The following is a 19233-nucleotide window of genomic DNA, read 5'->3' on the forward strand; positions in this document are numbered from 1 at the left end:
CGTTAGTTGATTAAGAAATGGTCCTAATTCACATATAAATGCAAAACATTATCCTGTTTCTCATACCTTCCCTTTATTTCTCCGATACCATCAATTGTAAGCGAATCAACATTTTCAATGGGATTATTCTTTAATATCAGATGTAATTTAATTATATTTTGAAGTCCACCCTTACAATAGGCAATAACAGGTTGTTGTACAAGATAGTCTTCATTGTTAATTCTTACTTTTATAAAGTTCTTATGTAAAAGCCTATTTTCAAATGGGACGATATTCATCGGGTCAAAAGATTTAGCAGTTATTTCACCTTCAATAAATAGATGAATTCCTTTTTGTTGTTCAAAATTTCCAAATGTATTTTTTCTATTTTGTATAGCAAAATTAATTACTTCCTCTGTTTCAGGACTTATTTCTACGTTACTTATTTTTATAAAGTCATCCGAAAGCTGTTTAAATATATCGTATAATGTTTCCTCTTTACCCCAAAAACTTTCCTTCCAACCTGGTGAAAACTCATCTAGTAACAAACACATAAACAAACCTGAACTATAACAACTCTTTCGTATATCAGAAGTGGATTCATATTTGTCCATAAGGTGTTGTCCATATTTTTTTAGAACTGATTTGTAAGCTATCGGGGTTTTTTCCGAGTAAGCCTTTAGTTCAACATACAACGCAGGTCCTTCAAATGTTTCAATTAAGTTTTCGTATAATAGATAATTATTAAATTTAGCAGCTCTTTTTTCTCTTAGGGCAATGAAAGTATTAAGATATAGTTTCTTTTTAATAATATTATTTTCTAACACAGCACTAAAAAGGTTGGTTCTTTCCTGATTTCGTAATTCCACACTTTCTTTTGATAACGGATATGTGATTCCCATAATTTCATTCGCAAACCGTGTTTCGCCCTTAACATATTGAAAACCGTGGAATAATTCGTGTACGAGAATAGAATATAAACTTTTATAATCCTCATACAATTCGACATTTACAATTGCTGTTGGATAATCATTATAAAGAATAAGTGTACAACCATTAAATTGTTCATCCCAATTTAAAATTTGATAATTATTTTGTTGATTTTTTTTCATTCTAGGATGGTTGAAAAGATAAACATAACTCTTATCATATAATGCGTAAGCAACCGATTCAAAACCTGACCAATAATTATCCAAATTTGCATTTACTAAGTCTTGGGAAATTCGATTAAGATATTTATTCATCCTTTTCACCTCTATATAAAAAATCCATTAAATCTAAATTCTCTTAGGGATGAAAAATATCCTTTTTCAAAAGGGAGCTTATGCAACTAAACTGCCCCGATAGTTCCATAAAGAAAAAGCTGCCTTAAAGACAGCTCCGATCCACAGCTAATGCACCTGTTACTTGAAGAAGAGTGATACAAAAATAAAGCCAATTATGATTATAAGAATAAGAATTCCTGTACTTTTCCATCCCATACTGCCTACAAAGTCTGGAAGACCTCCACCGTGAAGACTCCCACCAGGATTCCTTTTTAGCTCTTCTTGCCTTAATTTTTCCCTTCTTCTTTCAGGAGTTTCTTTATCTTCACTCATTTGAAAACCCCCTGTGAATTAAAAAATCATCCCTTCTAAATTTTACCATAAATAACCGTTATCCATGTTGAACTATCCTGCCCCGTTAGTGCCATAAGAAAAGAGCTGCCTAAAAGACAGCTCCGATCTTCAGCTAACGCACCGTTCATTAGGGATAAAATCTCATTCTCCTGTTAAAATCTCTTTAAAAATAATGGTAATAACAAAAGCTAACAAAGAAAGTAAAACTCTATTAAATAAATGAATAGGCGTTAGACGTTCTTTTAATTTAAAGTATCCATTTAACACGACGATTAGTATAGCAAAATGAATAATTATTGCTATTAAATCAGTGTAAGTAAATGGCTTGCTTATGTAACTATCTGAGTAAAACCCTGTTAGGATTATTACAGTAAATAGAATAAATTGGATTCCAAAATATTTAATAAGATTCAAACTGCATAAGCTCCTTCTCAATTTCTCATTGTGTTTCACCATTATTGTAGCTGTAAGAAACAACTTTGGGAAACAGTACATATTGAGAAAACTTCTTCAACTAACCTGCCCCTTTCGTATTATTAGGTCAGCCAGATATTTCTGGTTGACCAATTTTTATATAGTTTTATTATAACGGTAGCCGGGGTAGAACGTACCTGCCCGTGGGGCTTAAGATCCCGTCAACTAAACAGTTCGCCCCCTACTTGCTTAAACATGATTTGGCTGGTTGGGACCAAGATCTCGTATAACAAGCGAAGCTATGATACTGCAAGAAGGATTAGGGGTTACCGGCAAATATTATGTTTTGGGAGGAGATAAAAAATGAATCCAGTGGTTGGTCTGGATGTAGCTAAAGGTGAAAGTCAGGTTCAAGCATTCTTGGAAAAGAAGAAGCCTTATCAAGGCAGTTTCAAAGTTACACATACCATTGAAGGATTAGAAACGCTATTTCAGTTTCTGAGAAAAATAGAAAATAAAACAGGAATCAAACCTCCGATTGTATTGGAATCCACGGGGCATTATCATACGCCAGTTGTACAGTATTTTGAGGAGAGAGGCTACTTATTAATTGTCGTTTTCTTATCGTGCGAAGAGCTCAAGTTTACGCAATGTAAAGACAGATATAATCGATGCACGTCACCTCTGCGAGCTGTACTATAAAGAGGATTTAGAGCCTTATAAAAAACGAGGGATACAACTCTTAAATCTTCGTAATCTTTCAAGACAACACGAAAATATAACAGGTATCTATGTACAAACAAAACTACAGTTCCAGGCTGTTCTTGATCAAGTATTTCCTGAATATAGAGGGGTTTTTGGAGATTTGTATTCGGTTGTTTCTTTGCTTACTCTATTAGAATTCCCTACTTCTGAAGACATATTAGCAGTCGGTGAAGAAACTGTAGCAAATAGGATTAATGAACTTTGTCCAAGTCGTTCTAAAAAGTGGGCGAATACACAGGCAGAGAAACTTACGGCTGCCTCAGCTCGAAACCCTTTTCAGAGAACCTTATATCAGAGTCACATTTTAAGCCTTGAAATGTATATAAAAATGCTTCTAGAATACCAAAAGCACCTATCCAAATTTGAAGACGAGATAGATGCTTTGGCAAAAGAAATTGAAGAATATAAGATTATCCAATCCATCCCTGGAATCGGTGAAAAAATCGCTGCAACGATTATTTCTGAAATTGGAGAGATTGAACGGTTTAATCACCCTAAAAAACTAGTGGCATTTGCCGGAATTGATCCAAGTATCTTTGAATCAGGTAAATTCAAAGGCACAGTAAATCGGATTACCAAAAGAGGTTCTGGCAGACTAAGACACGCCTTGTATATGGCTGTTAAATGTGCCATTCGTGATTGTCGCAAGAAGAAAACGACAGATGAAATCATCCCTCGTAACAAGCGATTACGAGAGTTTTATGATAAGAAACGTGAAGAAGGAAAGCCCTTTAAAGTAGCTGTGATAGCATGTGCCAATAAACTCTTACATTGGATTTATGCACTTTTAAAAAGCAACTCACCTTTCCAAGATAGCCTAGTTTGAAAGTATAACTAAACCACCCAGAACTTTCCAAACACAGAAACTTGGAAGGTTATTTGGTATGCACAAATTTAGTATAGCATGAAATATTTTAAGGTTTTATTGAAAAATATTGACAAACTATTGGCTGGTTTAGTTCCATAAGAAAAGAGCTGCCTTAAAGACAGCTCCGATCTTCAGCTAACGCACCCGTTAGTTCATTAAGAAAAGGGATTCTTATTAAAGAATCGCGCCCGTTTGTTGAATAACATATTCAATTTCTACTAAAGAATTAACCTAATTATGATAGGCTTCTCTGTTACTAGTCTAAATGCGGTTTTGTTCTTATGAATCATAACAATATTAAATAAATCATCTAAAATGAATGTACGATCTTGTCTTACTTATTTATTTTCCAATTTAATGTGAGGAGCTCCTACTTACTATAAATTGCGAATCATTTCCTTTATTTCATCACGTTTTTGAATAGTTGTATCGTTTTCACTTGGAAAAATTGCTGTGGCACCACCGTCATTTTCAACATCAACTAGTAAATCGTCTAAAAAATTCGAAAGTGGCATGTTGAACGCTTCGTATGACTCATCTAAATTGGCAGCCTTCATTTCAGCAAAGCTTCGGCTTGGCCAAACAGGTAGTAAAAATGGATAGTCTCCATCATCCTCTAATAGTAATAAGTCGCCATTTTTTTCGCGTAGTAACCACACCTGTTCATCCGTTGCAACTATACCATAAAAATATGCAAGTCGCTTTTCAGCAGGACGGTTTAAAATAAATCTTTTAATTAATTTCATATAGGTCATTCCTTTACGATAATTATTAAAAAATACCAGTTCCAAGCATCGTTAATTGCATGATACATCCTGACTTATACAAGGAAAGCCATAATTCACCTCTACACTCTACTTTTCTCTACATTATACCAGTTCTTATGCAACTAACCTGCCCCGTTAGTGCCATAAGAAAAAAGAGAGCTGCCTAAGCAACTCCCTTATTGAAGTAAAGCACCCGTTAGTCCTAACATAACTCCTTACTCAACAATCTGGCCCGATTGCTAAATAAGAAAAAATCCTACATTATCAAAAAACAGCATATAAACAGGTTATACTGTTCAATCATTACTGATTTCCCCATTAACTAGATCACCTTTTAATTAAAAGTTAAGTCCCATTTTCCTTAATAAAATTACGTTCTGCTCTTATTTGTTCTTCTAAAAGATAATCCTCTAACTTCCCATATCTTGAAGCTTGTGTTAATGATAGTCCAAACCCTTCAACGAGTAATTGTGGTCCAAAATTACTTGCTATCATATTAAAACAAGTAATTCTTAGAGACTTAGGTGTAAAACCACAAAAAGCCTTTACCTTTCTTGCAATGAAGGCATTATTGATTGGACGATCCTGATATACCTCTGATAAAGTTGAACTTAATATTAAAAAGGTCTTATTCTGTACGTTTCTTATATTCGATCTTTGTGTAATATACTCATTAATTAAAACCATTTCATCATTAGATAAATAAACAGGGGGTCTATCATTTATGTAAATCGCCTTCTGGTCAACTTTTATGTCACTTATTTTTATGTTTCTAATATGTGATGAAGATAACCCATGATATAAACATAGTGTAGTCAATAAACACTCTAAGGATTGTTCATAGTGGCTAATTTTTATTAATCTAGCCACTCTTACTTGCTCATCAAAGGTCAAAGGCTCGATAGTTGGAGGAAGCTCTCTAGATTTTATATCCAAGATTGGTATATGGGTTATTATTCTTTTTCTTTTGGCTAACTTGAAGAGAACTAATAAATCTTTCCTCACTATTTCACGATGCTTAGGTGTTAAAGATAAAAGAAATTCATGAACATCTTCTTGCTGAACAGTATCCCATGATTCTATATCCTTACAATTGATTTGAAACCATCGGACTAATCTAACAAAAATTTCTATGTCCGCCTTTACTGTTAATAGGGATAATGGCTTCCTCGCATTAAACTTCACTTGCCTATTCCTTAGTTCCATTTTTTCGTTGAAATATATCTCCAAGAGACGTATAAATCCTTTAGGGACTTGCTTTAAACCCTCTCTAATACTAGTGAGAATACCCTCATCTGCGTTAAGGCTTAAATAACCTTCCTTAATTAAAAAATTAAATAGACTTGATTTAACTCCCTTAGAATTAGGGATTTTTTCTAAAGTAGATATAAGCCATCCTTCATTAATATTTGAAGGCTTTAAAAGCTCATTTTCAGCTATTTGTAAAACCTGTAACACCTTACTAGTGTGCCTACAAATTGTTGTTATACTAATACCTAATTCTTTTAAAAAAAGAACATAGTTTTTAAATAATGTTACACTCCATGTTTTTGTGAAATTTTCTTTAAGAAAACCTTCAGTTTGTATTTTATCTACACGAGCTTTACCAAAACAATTTTGACAGACGGTTGCTTTTTTATTAATTTCTGTCGGATTTAGTTTTCGTCCACAAAATACGCAAGTAAAATTGTTCATCTTGTACCTATATTGGTGGAAGCTTATCTTCAGAAATGAACTCATTAACCGCCTTTGCCAACTTTTTATCCGTTGGTCTTTCAAGTCTTTTCACAGGTGTAGGAGTATGTTTCCATAAATCATTTGGAGTACATTCTAGTGCAGTACAAAGCGCATCCATTGTTTGGACCTTTACTTGCTTAGGCTCACCAGTTAATAATGCGCTTATTGAGGGGGGAGATAGTTTATAACCTGCTTTATCTTCCAATAGCCTACCCAATTCAGCACCAGACCATATTCCACTTTCAGCCATGACTTTTCTTAATCTCCATTCAATCACAATTCATTCACCCTTTTTATTAAAGTTTAATAATTGATTTCGCCACTTTTCCTGAGCCATCCTCACCCTTTTCTCCAAATGGTCTGAACCAGGATTAGAGTAATTAAATGTCGTAGCAACATCTGCGTGACCTAACAATTCCTTTAGTGTTAATAAGTCCACACCAAGTTCTGTCTGACGAGTTGCGAATGAATGACGTAATTGATGAGGACTAAAAATCTCTTCTTTAGTAAAACCCATCTTTTCTTGCCTTCTCGCTAAACTCTTTCGAGCTGTGTGTTTATTTAACCTAACTCCACCTTCTGATAAGAATAAAGGACCTGCAGTTTCGGTAGTGAAAAGGGGTCTGATCCTCTCTAAGTACCATTTTATGAGTATATCCACATCATCTAACATTGGTACCCATCTTCGCTTAAATCCTGACCCCATAGATCCTTTTCCAAAACGAACATGAATTTTACCCTTTTCCCCCAAGTCAAACCTACAGTCTTTTACATCCATCATTATTATTTCGTGTGTTCTTAAACCTGTTAATTCTAACATTCTAAAAAGGCTATAGTCTCTCGCTACAGTGGAGTATTTTCTAGCTGTTTTCATTTCTTCCTTCAACCCATTCCAAAATCTAGCAAGTAATTCAGGTTTTGGAGGTATTACCTGACCATTATGATCATCTTTTCTATGATAGTAACGGTTAAATTTATCTAATAAGTTAGGAACTTGTAATCTATACCTCTCCCAAATTTCATGACCATGCCTTGTCTTTAAATACTCTAAAAATGTAGAGATAGTAGATTGATATTTTCTCCTAGTTGAATATGCTAGTCCTCTTCCGACCAATCCTAAATAAAACTTATCTGCATCGGACATTGTAACTTCCCATATGAACTTATTTGACACATCTAAGAATTCATTCAAGCATTTTGTTCCGAGAGCTATGGTATGCTCCGTATATCCTAGAACACGCTGTTGCTGTTCCCATAACCCCATTAACTTTGCTTGGTATTCTCTCGATTCTTCATATGTAGGATAGTATATTTCTTGTTTATTGCTGATTACAGATAAAAAAGGTTGCTTACCCATTTAATAACCTCACATTTTAGGTATTACCTAATATTTTTAGTTAACACCTAATATATCAGAAGATTAATAAAAAAGAAACATATCCTTTCTCCGGTGCTGATGGCTGACAATAAGGGAAGCCGCGTTGTTTAAAATGGCGCATTTCAGCACATCTCTAGGATGGACGACACTCGCATTTAGGCTTCCCACATGCGCCCGATGTAGACCTACAACATGATTTTTCGTGTTGAGCATCATGACAAGAAAAACTTCCCTGTCCTCGTTTGCGATTTGCGCTGCGGCTAATTCTCGGGCATCCTCTGGATTGCGAATTTGAAAGGCCGCAAACGGCTCAACCATTTCCCTGATTTCCTGCTTAATTCGTACCACTTCAAAAATTGGGGTTAAATCCATTTTCAAAACTCCTTTTCATTTTAATTTTTTATTTGTTGCCCTTTTGGTTTTTCTCTGGTCGGTTTTTCTTTCCTATTTTCATTTGCCTTGCGAAGCGAATTAGTTCCCCAAAGGGGGATTATTTTTCCCCTTTGACATGTAGAACGAAAGACACGCATAGGCAATCGGTCAAGGGATAAGCACAAAAAGTTTTTGATGTTGCGATAGCGCCCCTAATCAAAAACTTTTTTGCCCCTTGATCGATTGACTGGCCGCCTTAGCTTCCTGCCGGAAAGGTTCGGGTGTCCTACCGGCTGGGAGGTTAGCCGGCCTGCGCTGTTTTACGATTCGGAAGGCAAAGGGAAAAAATAAAAAAAAGCAGCCGCACGGCTGCTATCCTTATGACCTTTTATTCTTTTAATCTCTTAACTTACGGTCTTCGGCTCGTTCGGTATGGCGGCGGTAGCCTTAAATGGAACGTACAAACATTTGAGTAATAATATTAGGTGTACCACAGAATAACGGAATGTTGGTGGTATGAAAGGAAAAAACTTGTTGAACTAAAATTTCAAAAGCACAATTATATAAATAAAAAATAATCTGGAGACCATCTCATCTCCAGATTATTTTTTTACACTATTATAAATTTTATATTTATTTTATTTAACGGCTTCTTTTAATTCCTTACCTGGTTTAAAAGCTGGAACTTTAGAAGCAGCAATGCTTATTTCTTCACCAGTTTGTGGGTTACGGCCAGTTCTTGCTGCACGTTCACGTACTTCAAACGTACCAAATCCAATTAATTGGATTTTTTCTTCCTTAGCAAGGGTGTTAGAAATCGTTTCAAATAACGCATCAACTGCTTTTGCAGCATCTTTTTGTGTCAGTTCAGCTTGTGTTGATACAGCTTTCACTAATTCAGTTTTATTCATTTAGACACCTCAATTTTATAAATATACTATACAGACCCAAACATAACATATATCCCCTTTGTTTTCCACTTCAAGGAGGGAAAGAAACTGGACTGACTGTTAATAAGGAGTATTATGTAAACTTAATTCATTTCGCATTACCAATCAACATCCAGCTGTAGAACCGATATCTTGCAATGAGTAATCGAAAACCCCTTTTTTCCTTTGTAAAATGTATTTTAATTGTGAATTATTTATATCCTCAGCCAAAGTACGATTTTAATGAAATATAGCAAGGTTGTTCAAACAATATTTGTAACAAAGAAGAGATTACTATTAGAACTACTGGTAGTAACGTAAAAATAGATTAATTTTATGTGACGAATATATTATTCATCAACATCAGAAAAGATGTTATTTTCAATGCGATAGTTCCCTGTCTTATAAGAAGTATCATGATTGTCATCATAGTCCCCTAAATAATCCTCTTCATAGTCATCCATTGAATTGTAATAATCATTTAATTCGTGTGATACACCGTCTAGTAAGATACCATAATCCTCTTCTATAGCTGCAGAAATAAGCTTAACTGTTCTTAATTCATCTAATAATATTTCTATAGAAGAGAACCAATTCGAAAAATATTCATCAGGTTGATCATCACTTTCTATATTATCCATTAAGGCGTCAAATTCACCCCTGAAATGTTCGGGACCCAGCTCAACCAAAGTATTTATTATCTCTTTTTTACCATATTCCCCTAATATTCTTAGTACGTGGTCACCATTAGTAATAAAAGTTACATCGCAGTTTTCAATTGCAATTTCTTTAATCTTATTAATCAACTTACCTTTACAATCATCTTCAAGTAATCCTAAATCTTCTAATCTACAAGCAAACTCATAGGTTGGAATTCCACTTAATTGGTAAAAAGAAGGCATTACTAAACTCTCTAGAAATTCCTTATTTTTAGATTTTAACCAAATAAGAAATTCATCAGAAGTTTCACGTAACATGAACCCTGTTAGACTATTTCTAAAATTAACAGTGGTTTTTGTTTGTGTAAATCTTTCTTCTAGAACATACCATAAAGTTTTAGGCACGAATATCTTATTCACTGTATCTTCTTTGCAAGTAAGATCCCTTATTAAAGTTTGGATTTTTGATGCGTATATAAATAACTCTATCATCTCTGAATCTTTAGATAAAATAATTTGTAAAGAATCTATCATGCTTGGATGGTAAAATGACCAGACTTTATTTTGTGATACTATTGATAGTTTTACCAAGCTGTTTTTCATAATTTCTAGAGCACTTTTGATTTTAGGTAGTGTAGCATCAAATGAACTTTTGAAATACTCAGGTATATGTTCTTCCTTAACTGGACTATGAAGTTGATTACCCTGTAATAATATTAAGATAAGGGCAGCTTTTTTGCTTTCATCTAAAGATTTGATAACTTCCTCAAAAAGGGATACAGGATTCGCAAAAAAATCACTTAAAGATTGTTGGTTAATATTTATATTATTATGGAAAATTTTATTTCCTAATCTTCTAGCTAGTTCTGGGGAGAAATTATTATTTTTTGAAAGAGAGTTTAAGAGAGGTTTTAATTCCTTTTTTTCATCTCTGGCTAAATCTCCACTTTTTATATGATTATATAGAATTTGTTGCTTTTCAGCTAACGAAAGTTCTCCTACGTTAATTATCACTTGTGAATCAAAGAGCAATTTAAATGCACTTTCCTTAATCTTTTCACGGGCCTCATTAAATATATAGTCCCTACTAGTAAAAATTACAGTAGCCCCTTTTTTGATTGCAACATTTAATTTAACAAAGGTATTTAACCAACCATTTAAACGGTAATTATCTAAATTAGTTATGCCAAAAACATCATCAAACCAGTATACTTTTTTAGGACTATCTGGATTCCAATGTTCTTTGAACTGTGTTGAATCTTCTAATATTAATGTTTCGTTAGATTCATCTTCCGCAATTGATGACATACAGATATTGGTTGCAATCGCAGATTTACCTGAGGCAGGGGGACCTAACAAAATTACAAATCTTTTTTCTAATACAGCAGTAATTGCATCTTGATAAGCCTTTGTACTTACAAACGTTGTTACCGTTTCTTTTAGATCTTCAATAATTTCATGAGATTGTTTATATACCCGTTCATCGATTATTTCTGATAAATCTCCAATCCCATATAATCTTGGAACAAGTCTTCTTAGTCTTTTGTCTCCATCTATTGTAGAGTCAAACCATTCTGAACCTAATACTGTACAGCTTTCAAGCCCACTTATTTTTAAGAACCTTTCCCTGATTATCAAATCATTTCCAGCTGATATTTTCCGATTTGTGAAAATAATATAATGGTTTATATTATTTTCATTTACTAATTTTTGTATTTTTTTTATTTCATCCTTTATAATCGGTAATGTCATTGACTCTTCGGAATTAGTCGTGCGTTTACATTGAAAGACAAACTTCCCGCTAAAAGTTCTATCTGAATTATTATCGAAAGGACCTTTACCTTCAAAATACCCATCTCTTCCTCCGTCTTTTCCTTCTGAAAAGGGAGTGTAAGTTGCGCCTAGTGTATGTTGCATAATATTACAGACTAGATTCTCAAAAGCCTTCCATCCGAGCAAATGTAGATTATATTTCCCCATAAGTTTCTCCTTACTATTACCATTATTAATGAAATACTTGGCAGGTATGTATAATAATCTTAATTCAATCTAGAAAAAAAACCATATATATATTAATGAGGTATTCATAGAGAAACAGACCTCGAAATATTAAGTCTTTTTTATCCTAGGCACTAACTCCATAATATATCTATCTATAACTAGATAGAATTGGGAGAAAAATCATTCCTTTTTCATAATTGTATGTCGAGTGTATTTCTCCAGTGAAGTAAAAATGTGTTCAATATTAATAAATCATTTTGAATTTAGAAATATATGGAAATTGTGATAATGATAAAATAAAATAGGCCTTTGCTACCGTTGCAAAGACTTTTTTTTTGACGAGTTTCTTCTATTATATAGTTATTTTATTAAAGTCTTTTCATAATCCTTAACCAATTTATAAAAAGTCGTCTTTTTAACGCCAAGTTCCGCCATAGCTTTAACTGCTGTAATTTCTCCTGATTTCCATAAATCATAGACTTGTTTAAACTCTTCTGTTACAGTAGCTTTCGGCCGACCGAAGGGCACACCATTTTGCAAAGCCACATCAATTCCTTCACGCTGCCGTTTCCGGATCCTATCCCGTTCTTCTTCCGCCATCCAGGAAAGAATCTGCAAAACTAAATCTGCAATGAATGTACCGAGGCTGTCTTTAAATTGAGTAGTATCCAATAATGGCATATCCATGACCACGATATCTGCTTGAATGTTTTTCGTGATGTCATTCCATTCCTGAAGTATCTCTTCTTTGTTTCTACCAAAGCGATCCAATGAATGAATGTAAAGTACATCCCCTTTCCGGACCATGCGTTTTAATAATTGATATTGAACTCGATCGAAATTTTTTCCACTTTGTTTATCTAAAAAGATATCTCGTTCATTGAGACCTTTTTCTAACATGGCCTGAAGTTGTCGTCCTTCATTTTGATCTTTGCTACTCACTCTTATGTATCCAAATTTACGGACATCCATTTTTTTACTCCTTCTTCTAGTTTTCTCTCTCTTATTCTATCAAAAGCGTTCGTAAAAGTGTATGTAAAATAAAGAACGTTCGTAAAGTATTTTTAAACTTTAACGAACGTTAAAACAAGAGAATTTTATAGAAAAAATACCCGTTCGTAAAAGTGTACTTTTACGAACTAATTCAGAAGAAAAACATTAGTTTTATTTAAAGTCATGGTTTCCCATAGTTTTAAAGGTGTTTATAAAGGTGTACTTTTACAAATGGGTAAATAGGGTCTTTATTTAGTTTTTACCAGCTTAGCTAGAAAGTCATTATTTTTCCCATTCTCTTTTTAGTGAGTGCATTTTCATTTAATCGTCCCTTTGTGAATCGATATTTGCATAAATAAAAAAAGACTTTCTACATCTGAATAATGTAGAAAATCTTATGTATTAAAGTGATTTCAAATGTTCAATACGTTTTTCTAATGGTGGGTGAGTAGAGAATAGTCTAGAGAATTTTCCCTTGCCACTAATTTTAAAAGCAGCAATAGACTTTTGGCTGTCATCAACCAAGCTAACGGTGTGTCTTAATGATTCTAATGCGTGAATCATATTCGCCTTTCCACCTAATTCGGCAGCTAATTTGTCCGCTTTAAATTCACGTTTTCTTGAATGCCAAAAGATAATAGGACTGCTTAAAATGCTGAATAGAATCTCGAAAACCATAGAAGATACGAAGTAAACAATTCCAGCCACTTCTTCTCTTACAAAACTTGAAACAATTTTTGAAGCAATACGGGAGAAGAAAATAACGAATGTATTGATGATACCTTGCAATAGAGTTGTTGTAACCATATCACCATTCTTAATGTGTGCTATTTCGTGTGCAATAACCCCACAAATCGCATTACGATCCATCCTATCTAACATACCGCTTGAAACGGCTACTAATGAACGTTTTTTGCTTGGTCCAGTAGCAAAAGCGTTGACCTCCTGTGAATGATAAATACCAACTTGTGGCATAACTTTCAAACCAGCCATACGTGCTAATCGGTATGTTTCTTCCAATACAAAGCGTTCGTGATCGCCACGCGGAGAATGTTCATCAATTAATTGAATACCCATAACCCATTTCGCCATTATACGAGACATTGACAATGAAATGATGGAACCAGCAAAACCAGCGATGACACTGAAGGCAAGCAGGGAACCATAACCACCGCCACCAATATAACTTTCTACACCAAGCAACGTGGTGATAGTTGTAATGGTGATTAATACTAGAAAGTTAACGAATATAAATAAGGAAATACGTTTTAACAATAAAGACCCTCCTGGTTTGTAATAAACTTTGTCCTAATTAGGTGATCACCAATAATGAAACCTACATTATATAACTATATACGAAAAAGTAAATAAAAAGTTTCAAAAAACAAAAAATATGTTTGTGATTTGGTTCTGGTGCAAAAACTTCAAGACAATTGCAAGTAATCTCTAAATCTTGGACATAGTGATACTATTACTCTAAAAAAGGTGCGTGATCAGTATGGAAAAGCAAAATTTATTCAAATGGAAACATTATTAGCCTAACATTATTTTGTTAACAGTGAGATGGTACCTGCGGTACAACCTGAGCTTTCGTAATGTAGTGGAGATGATGGAAGAACGTGGCTTATCGATGGCCCACACAACGATTATGCGTTGTGTTCATCAATATAGACCGGAAGTAGATGAAAGAATACGACGTCATCTTAAGCCAACAAATAACTCCTGGAGAATCGATGAAACATCTATCAAAGTAAAAAGTCAATGGATGTATCTGTATCGTGTAATTGATTCCGAAGGAAATACGATTGATTTTTATCTTAGTAAAACAAGAGACAAAAGGCTGTAAAGTGCTTCTTCAAGAAAGCTTTACGGTGGTCTTCTCATGTTTCAAAGCCTCGTGTTATAACAGTGGATAAAAATACGGCTTACCCTATCGCAGTCGAAGAATGGACAAAAGAAAAAAACATGCCATCAGGCATGCAGCTCAGACAAAAGAAGTAGTTAAATAACTAATAGCGTAGAACAGGATCATCGTTTTATCAAGAAGCATGTTCGTTCTATGTTAGGGTTGAAATCTTTTCGTACAGCCACTTACATACTGAGTGGTATAGAAGCGATGCATATGATTAAAAAGAAACAGGTTTATCAAGGGGTGAAGTCTGCCCAAAATGAAGTGGAATTCATACATAGACTGTTCAGGATAACCATCTAAGGGGTATCTGAAAGTGGACCTACAACTTTTTTCTATTTGCCTTGGTAGTTGCACCAGAACCCTAAATACAATTAAGGTAAAATAAATCTTTTAATTCTAGATAGTTAATAATTTCTATTAGTGAAGCCTCTGCTTCTTGTGAAGTTTTAAAACCACTTTCATCAATGATTTCAAGAATTCTCCTGCTTTGATGAACAAGTTGAGGATGCTTTTCAATTACCATTTTATTAAAAATGATTGCATCCGGTGAAATATTTGGATTAATGTTTCTAAAATCTAATACTCTTTTAACGAACAAAGTCATAAGTAAAAATAAACCTGCTGGATTATTTCCTGTAATTTTCATTTGGATAGAATCAGATAATGTCAAATAAGATTCTAAATCAAAGTCAGATTTTAATAAACGCTCATTAATTATTGGGTCATAGACCATATCATTTAAATTCTTATGCATTATACTTTTGTTGTTGTGTTCAAGATTTTTAAATCGAACATGCTTATAACCTTCTGAACATAATACTAGATGTCCGATTTCATGCGCTACATGAATTGAATCCTCCACCTTTACATGAGGATGTTTATTAACAATCATATAACCATCATCGTAAATACCAAATGAAGCTGAGGATTGTAAATTGTTGCTTTGCAAAAAGTAGACTCGTTTTCTAATTTTTTGTCTTTCAGAGAAATAATATTTATGAAAAGTTTTATCTTTTGAAAGTAACACCTTTAATGCAAAGGATTCATCATAATAATACAAGCCATTAGTTTCCAAGTCTTCCCACACACCAGAGACACCACAACAATTTTTGAATCTTTCCCCACTCATACAAGGACAAGGACTATTTCTACCAATCACCACGACAACCCCTCCTTTTCTGATATATACGACAAAAAAGGAGGAATTACCTTTTTTTAGTTACCGCACGGTTTCATCCAACTATTCGTTACACTACGGTTAAAACACGCCTTCGCTCGGTGCCCACTTGTGCAATCCTAAATTCGCGTGTTTTTCACTACTCATTTAATCCGCTCCCTTTTCGTAATTTTTGCGTCGGCATATTGTTCTTGCTCCAGTGTAAATTCCATTGATGCATACAAAAACTGGCGTTCTTTCTCTCCAAAATATCTGGCTTTGATAAAAACGAGCAGCATAAAGATATGCACCTAATTTTAATAAGCACAGGCAGCTAGTCCAGTATGTTCATAGAATAATAGTAATGTTTCAAAACTAAAAGTAAAGAGGTGACATATACTATGACTATTTTTCCTCTTGAAAGGCTTGTCAGTAATACAGGGGGTGTATTTCTTGGTACTGACAGGGATCAAGCTGCGATGAATGCAGCAAATAATACAGAAGATCATCCAGACCTTGTTGCCCGAAATCCTGGCTGGCCTTCATTGAAAAAATTTGATAATAATAGTGCTGTAAAATCTTTTTCCCCCTTCGGAAGTGTTTCCAACCCTGATTATATCTGGGATCAGCCTACATCAGATGGTCAAACAGCAGCTTTTGCTATTGCTTCTCAAAGATTTGAAGTTCCTTCACCAAATGAAATTAGCACATTTAGTGTTTTTTTTGGTTGCCTTTACCGATAATTCCATGGAAGCAAAAATTGAACTTTTTGAAGAAATTGGAGGTACTTTTGTGAAGGTAGCCCCTCAACCTATTGGGTTAAAAGATTTTTTATTGGTGGCAGGCGATCCAAATACTCCTGCTGTCGGATTAACAATCGATAGTCCACCTTTTACCTTCCAGCACATTCGCGTTTATTCTACTCGTTTTTTTGCTCCTAGTGCCCCATCGAAGATTAGGACTTTTAAAATTGTTGTTTCATTTGAAGTAACCAATTACCTTATTAAACCTATTTATTCTTCCAATCCAGCCGGTTTGCAATTTATGGTCGATATCTATCAAAGTATAGACTTAGTTTAAACGTTTCAGTGAATGAAAAACGATTGTTGATACAGTCGTTTTTGTGTTAGTTAACATAATCGTAAATACAATACCGGAAGTGGTCAACAAACAAACGAATCCCTTGATATACATAAGATTCGCTTGTTTGTTTTTTTATCATTTATGAACGTTTTTATATATCGTTGATAAATCAACGTTTCAGGCTTCTTCAGAAGCCTCCCAGCTGCATAAAAAAAGAGAATTTTATGCAATCCTTGTTGAATTAACCTGCCAGTTGAATAAGGATATTTTTTGTTTAAAATGAATGTATGATTTAGCATAAGATCGTACATTCAAAAGGCCACCAATTTAGTGGCCTTCTTCTTTAACTGAAGAACCCTCGGATTCTCATTCAATTTAGGGATTTTCTAACGTAATGCAGTTGCATTCACAGTTAAAGGAAAAGGAACTGTATACTAGCCTAAAACATATATTGATTTGAAATCACTTTAGAGGAGATGATAATGTGTCTCGTGAACTTCGTGCCGTTTTGACTGGTCTGGATCCACAATACGCAAAAAGACTTGCTGATGCCCTTAATATATACTTGGCCAATCTTCATGTAGTTTCCGCCAAATTACGCAATTTCCACTGGAATGTGGTTGGTGTTGATTTCATTGATTTTCATGAAAAATTACAGGAGCTCTATGAAGAAGTTGCTCTTGAAATCGATCGAATTGCCGAACGAATCAAAATGTTGGGGTTTTTCCCTCTTGCCTCCATGCATGAATTCCTCCGTTACGCAACTCTAGAAGAGGCCCCTAGTTGTCCTTACAATACTTCGACTATTGCTTATGCTATTGTCAATGATTTCGCAGCAACGGCACGTTACTTGCGTGAAGTCGACAAATTCGTAAGAGAAACAACAGATGAATTTACAATAAATCTTTTCGGAGATGCAATGGGCTTTCTAGAGAAACATGTTTGGTTCTTCACAGCTTACTTAGAAAGAATGGATGGATTACGCGATTCTCAAAATCATGTAAATAAATAAAAACTATCCAAGATTAAAGAGTAGCTTTATCTGCTTTGTCACCATAACATGGAACTTTAGGAAGTGGCGATAAAACAAACCCCTTGGGCACCAAGGGGTTTGTTTTATACTATTCTCTTTAATTACTTATTTTACCTTGTTCAACTCTACTGCCACTTTAGTTTAGTTGGTCTTCCTCCGCAGTCCACGTATGGACAAAATCTCGGACAACTGATAAAGAGCCTTTAAAGGTTTGATCCAGATGTGAAGTGAACCAGGGAAGATTAACTTCTGTCAACAGAGCGGTTTCCACGGAGGTGATAATGTTTGCAGGCAAGGTAACTTGACTTGAGTCCCAAGGTACTCTCCGAAAATCTTGAGCTTTGTCCCATGGCAAGGAATCATGATACCCCTAATCTATTTTCTCTGATCGTTTTTTATGTTCCACATATAATTCTCAGATTTGGGGTTCTAACCTAAAATCCAAATGATTTGTAAGCAAGAGAGTACCTCCTTTATTAGTCCTTTAACTTATTGTATTAAACTGGAATTATCCCTTGTCCGGTCTAAAGACAAACGGATTTCTAAGTTTCCCTGCCTTCATTAATTCTTCAGCCTTTACTGTACAGTCGTTTATTACACTCTTAGGTTACATCTTTAGAGCCACTTTTTTCTTGTGAAGATGCCACTTAGATCATCCTTCTCCTATTTATTGAACCAGACTATCGAATCTTCTCTAACTCATACTGGAGACTATTTTATTTATTTTTCCATTGTAAAATTTTTCCATGTCTAATTTTTGATAATTTATACAAAGAAACAACTGGATTCTGACTAGACCCCATTCCTTTATTTTAGAGAATTCTCTTTTCCCGATTTTTACATATTTCTTGCTTAGGAGGGAATTTTATTTGTATCTAGAAAGTAAGGAGATGATCTTTATGAACTACAAACTATTTAAGTCAATCAATCAGCTTTCTGGACGTTGTTCTCCAATTGATTTGCTGATGATATTGATATCAAATAAGATTCGTTATGTGTTTATTTTTGTTTTGATTTTCATGTGGTTTAGAAATGATTCTTACAAAAAAGTGTCTTGCACTGCGGTGATATCTGTGGGGGTAACTTTGTTTATTAACGCTTTGATTAAATTGTTTTATTTTAAACCACGTCCGTTTGTGAAACGTCGGGTCGGCATACTCATTCCTTCAAAAATGGATTCTTCATTTCCAAGTAAACATACTCTGCTTGTATTTGCTATATCTACTTCTATCTTTCTTTATGAACGTGTCCTTGGTTCAATCATGTGGGTACTATCTGTGTTGACGGGCTTCTCACGTATTTGGGTAGGACATCATTATCCATCTGATATTATTGGAAGTGCCTTTATTGCTACCATGACCAGTATCATATTAGATAAAATTACCCGCTGCGTAAATTATTTCGCCCGTGAATAGCAGCTATATTTTAGTCGATATCATGTATGATTATTATTTATTTTTATACAGTAATCGGTCTTTTACCAAGAGAAAAATTTTTTCGTACGGCAGATGACTCTAATCCTAACCGAACACCAGAAGGGATTTTGTTACTTGTTATTTTTTTGTACG

The 19233-nt window shown here is 34.3% G+C and carries 17 protein-coding genes and 3 pseudogenes; 6 read left to right on the plus strand and 14 right to left on the minus strand.

The window, feature by feature from the left end; genetic code table 11:
* Positions 1-23: 23 nt before the first annotated feature.
* Together IOC57_RS23760 and IOC57_RS23765 are read right to left on the minus strand one after the other, a co-directional pair.
* The gene (locus IOC57_RS23760) at positions 24-1223 is read right to left on the minus strand and encodes a hypothetical protein (RefSeq protein ID WP_207441011.1); all 1200 of its coding nucleotides are present in this window, start codon (positions 1221-1223) and stop codon (positions 24-26) included.
* Between the two features lie 159 nt (positions 1224-1382).
* Positions 1383-1577 carry a DUF6366 family protein gene (locus IOC57_RS23765; RefSeq protein WP_207441012.1) on the minus strand — a complete coding sequence of 65 codons (195 nt, stop codon included), beginning with the start codon at positions 1575-1577 and terminating at the stop codon, positions 1383-1385.
* Positions 1578-2375: 798 nt separating this feature from the next.
* Between IOC57_RS23765 and IOC57_RS23770 the strand changes: the two are divergent.
* Positions 2376-3603, plus strand: a pseudogene (locus IOC57_RS23770) (IS110 family RNA-guided transposase).
* A gap of 419 nt (positions 3604-4022) precedes the next feature.
* Here the strand turns inward: IOC57_RS23770 and IOC57_RS23775 are convergent.
* The 9 genes from IOC57_RS23775 to htpX form a co-directional block, all read right to left on the minus strand.
* Positions 4023-4391, minus strand: coding sequence for a DUF2750 domain-containing protein (locus tag IOC57_RS23775; RefSeq protein ID WP_207441013.1), 369 nt, complete (start codon positions 4389-4391; stop codon positions 4023-4025).
* Between the two features lie 366 nt (positions 4392-4757).
* Positions 4758-6107 carry a site-specific integrase gene (locus IOC57_RS23780; RefSeq protein ID WP_063596967.1) on the minus strand — a complete coding sequence of 450 codons (1350 nt, stop codon included), beginning with the start codon at positions 6105-6107 and terminating at the stop codon, positions 4758-4760.
* Positions 6108-6114: 7 nt separating this feature from the next.
* Positions 6115-6426, minus strand: coding sequence for a helix-turn-helix domain-containing protein (locus IOC57_RS23785; RefSeq protein WP_082196738.1), 312 nt, complete (start codon positions 6424-6426; stop codon positions 6115-6117).
* A 3-nt stretch (positions 6427-6429) separates the two neighbouring features.
* Positions 6430-7506 (minus strand): tyrosine-type recombinase/integrase, encoded by a 1077-nt coding sequence (locus IOC57_RS23790; protein WP_063596881.1) that lies wholly within the window; start codon positions 7504-7506, stop codon positions 6430-6432.
* A gap of 63 nt (positions 7507-7569) precedes the next feature.
* Positions 7570-7899 carry a JAB domain-containing protein gene (locus tag IOC57_RS23795; RefSeq protein WP_207441014.1) on the minus strand — a complete coding sequence of 110 codons (330 nt, stop codon included), beginning with the start codon at positions 7897-7899 and terminating at the stop codon, positions 7570-7572.
* A gap of 638 nt (positions 7900-8537) precedes the next feature.
* Entirely contained in the window at positions 8538-8810 is a 273-nt protein-coding gene (locus tag IOC57_RS23800; protein WP_207441015.1) for an HU family DNA-binding protein, read from the minus strand.
* A 368-nt stretch (positions 8811-9178) separates the two neighbouring features.
* Complete coding sequence (locus tag IOC57_RS23805; protein ID WP_207441016.1) at positions 9179-11467, minus strand: nSTAND3 domain-containing NTPase; 2289 nt, start codon at positions 11465-11467, stop codon at positions 9179-9181.
* Between the two features lie 381 nt (positions 11468-11848).
* Positions 11849-12460: a recombinase family protein gene (locus tag IOC57_RS23810; RefSeq protein WP_207441017.1), complete on the minus strand. Its 612-nt coding sequence runs from the start codon at positions 12458-12460 to the stop codon at positions 11849-11851.
* 423 nt (positions 12461-12883) lie between these two features.
* Positions 12884-13756 carry a protease HtpX gene (gene htpX / locus IOC57_RS23815; protein WP_207441018.1) on the minus strand — a complete coding sequence of 291 codons (873 nt, stop codon included), beginning with the start codon at positions 13754-13756 and terminating at the stop codon, positions 12884-12886.
* Positions 13757-14024: 268 nt separating this feature from the next.
* On the opposite strand from htpX, the pseudogene IOC57_RS26150 reads away from it, so the two are divergent.
* Positions 14025-14693, plus strand: a pseudogene (locus IOC57_RS26150) (IS6 family transposase).
* 61 nt (positions 14694-14754) lie between these two features.
* On the opposite strand, the gene IOC57_RS23830 reads toward IOC57_RS26150, so the two are convergent.
* Positions 14755-15555, minus strand: a complete 801-nt coding sequence (locus IOC57_RS23830; protein ID WP_207441020.1) for a YecA family protein — start codon at positions 15553-15555, stop codon at positions 14755-14757.
* Positions 15556-15713: 158 nt separating this feature from the next.
* Positions 15714-15848 (minus strand): hypothetical protein, encoded by a 135-nt coding sequence (locus IOC57_RS26155; protein WP_286185151.1) that lies wholly within the window; start codon positions 15846-15848, stop codon positions 15714-15716.
* A 102-nt stretch (positions 15849-15950) separates the two neighbouring features.
* On the opposite strand from IOC57_RS26155, the gene IOC57_RS23835 reads away from it, so the two are divergent.
* The 3 genes from IOC57_RS23835 (at position 15951) to IOC57_RS23845 (ending at position 17644) form a co-directional block, all read left to right on the plus strand.
* Complete coding sequence (locus tag IOC57_RS23835; protein ID WP_207441021.1) at positions 15951-16292, plus strand: hypothetical protein; 342 nt, start codon at positions 15951-15953, stop codon at positions 16290-16292.
* A complete protein-coding gene (locus IOC57_RS23840; protein ID WP_207441022.1) occupies positions 16246-16629 on the plus strand; it encodes a hypothetical protein in 384 nt (127 codons plus the stop codon). The genes IOC57_RS23835 and IOC57_RS23840 overlap by 47 nt, the downstream gene beginning before the upstream one ends.
* 487 nt (positions 16630-17116) lie before the next feature.
* A complete protein-coding gene (locus IOC57_RS23845) occupies positions 17117-17644 on the plus strand; it encodes a Dps family protein (RefSeq protein WP_207441023.1) in 528 nt (175 codons plus the stop codon).
* A 166-nt stretch (positions 17645-17810) separates the two neighbouring features.
* Here the strand turns inward: IOC57_RS23845 and IOC57_RS26160 are convergent.
* A pseudogene (locus IOC57_RS26160) lies at positions 17811-18071 on the minus strand (acyl-ACP desaturase); the annotation flags it as partial.
* Positions 18072-18564: 493 nt separating this feature from the next.
* Here IOC57_RS26160 and IOC57_RS23850 point away from each other — a divergent pair.
* On the plus strand, positions 18565-19080 hold the full coding sequence (locus IOC57_RS23850; RefSeq protein WP_207441024.1) for an undecaprenyl-diphosphatase: 516 nt from the start codon (positions 18565-18567) through the stop codon (positions 19078-19080).
* Positions 19081-19233: the final 153 nt, after the last annotated feature.

It is taken from the genome of Bacillus sp. SD075, from assembly GCF_017355165.1.
Taxonomy (GTDB): domain Bacteria; phylum Bacillota; class Bacilli; order Bacillales; family DSM-1321; genus Peribacillus.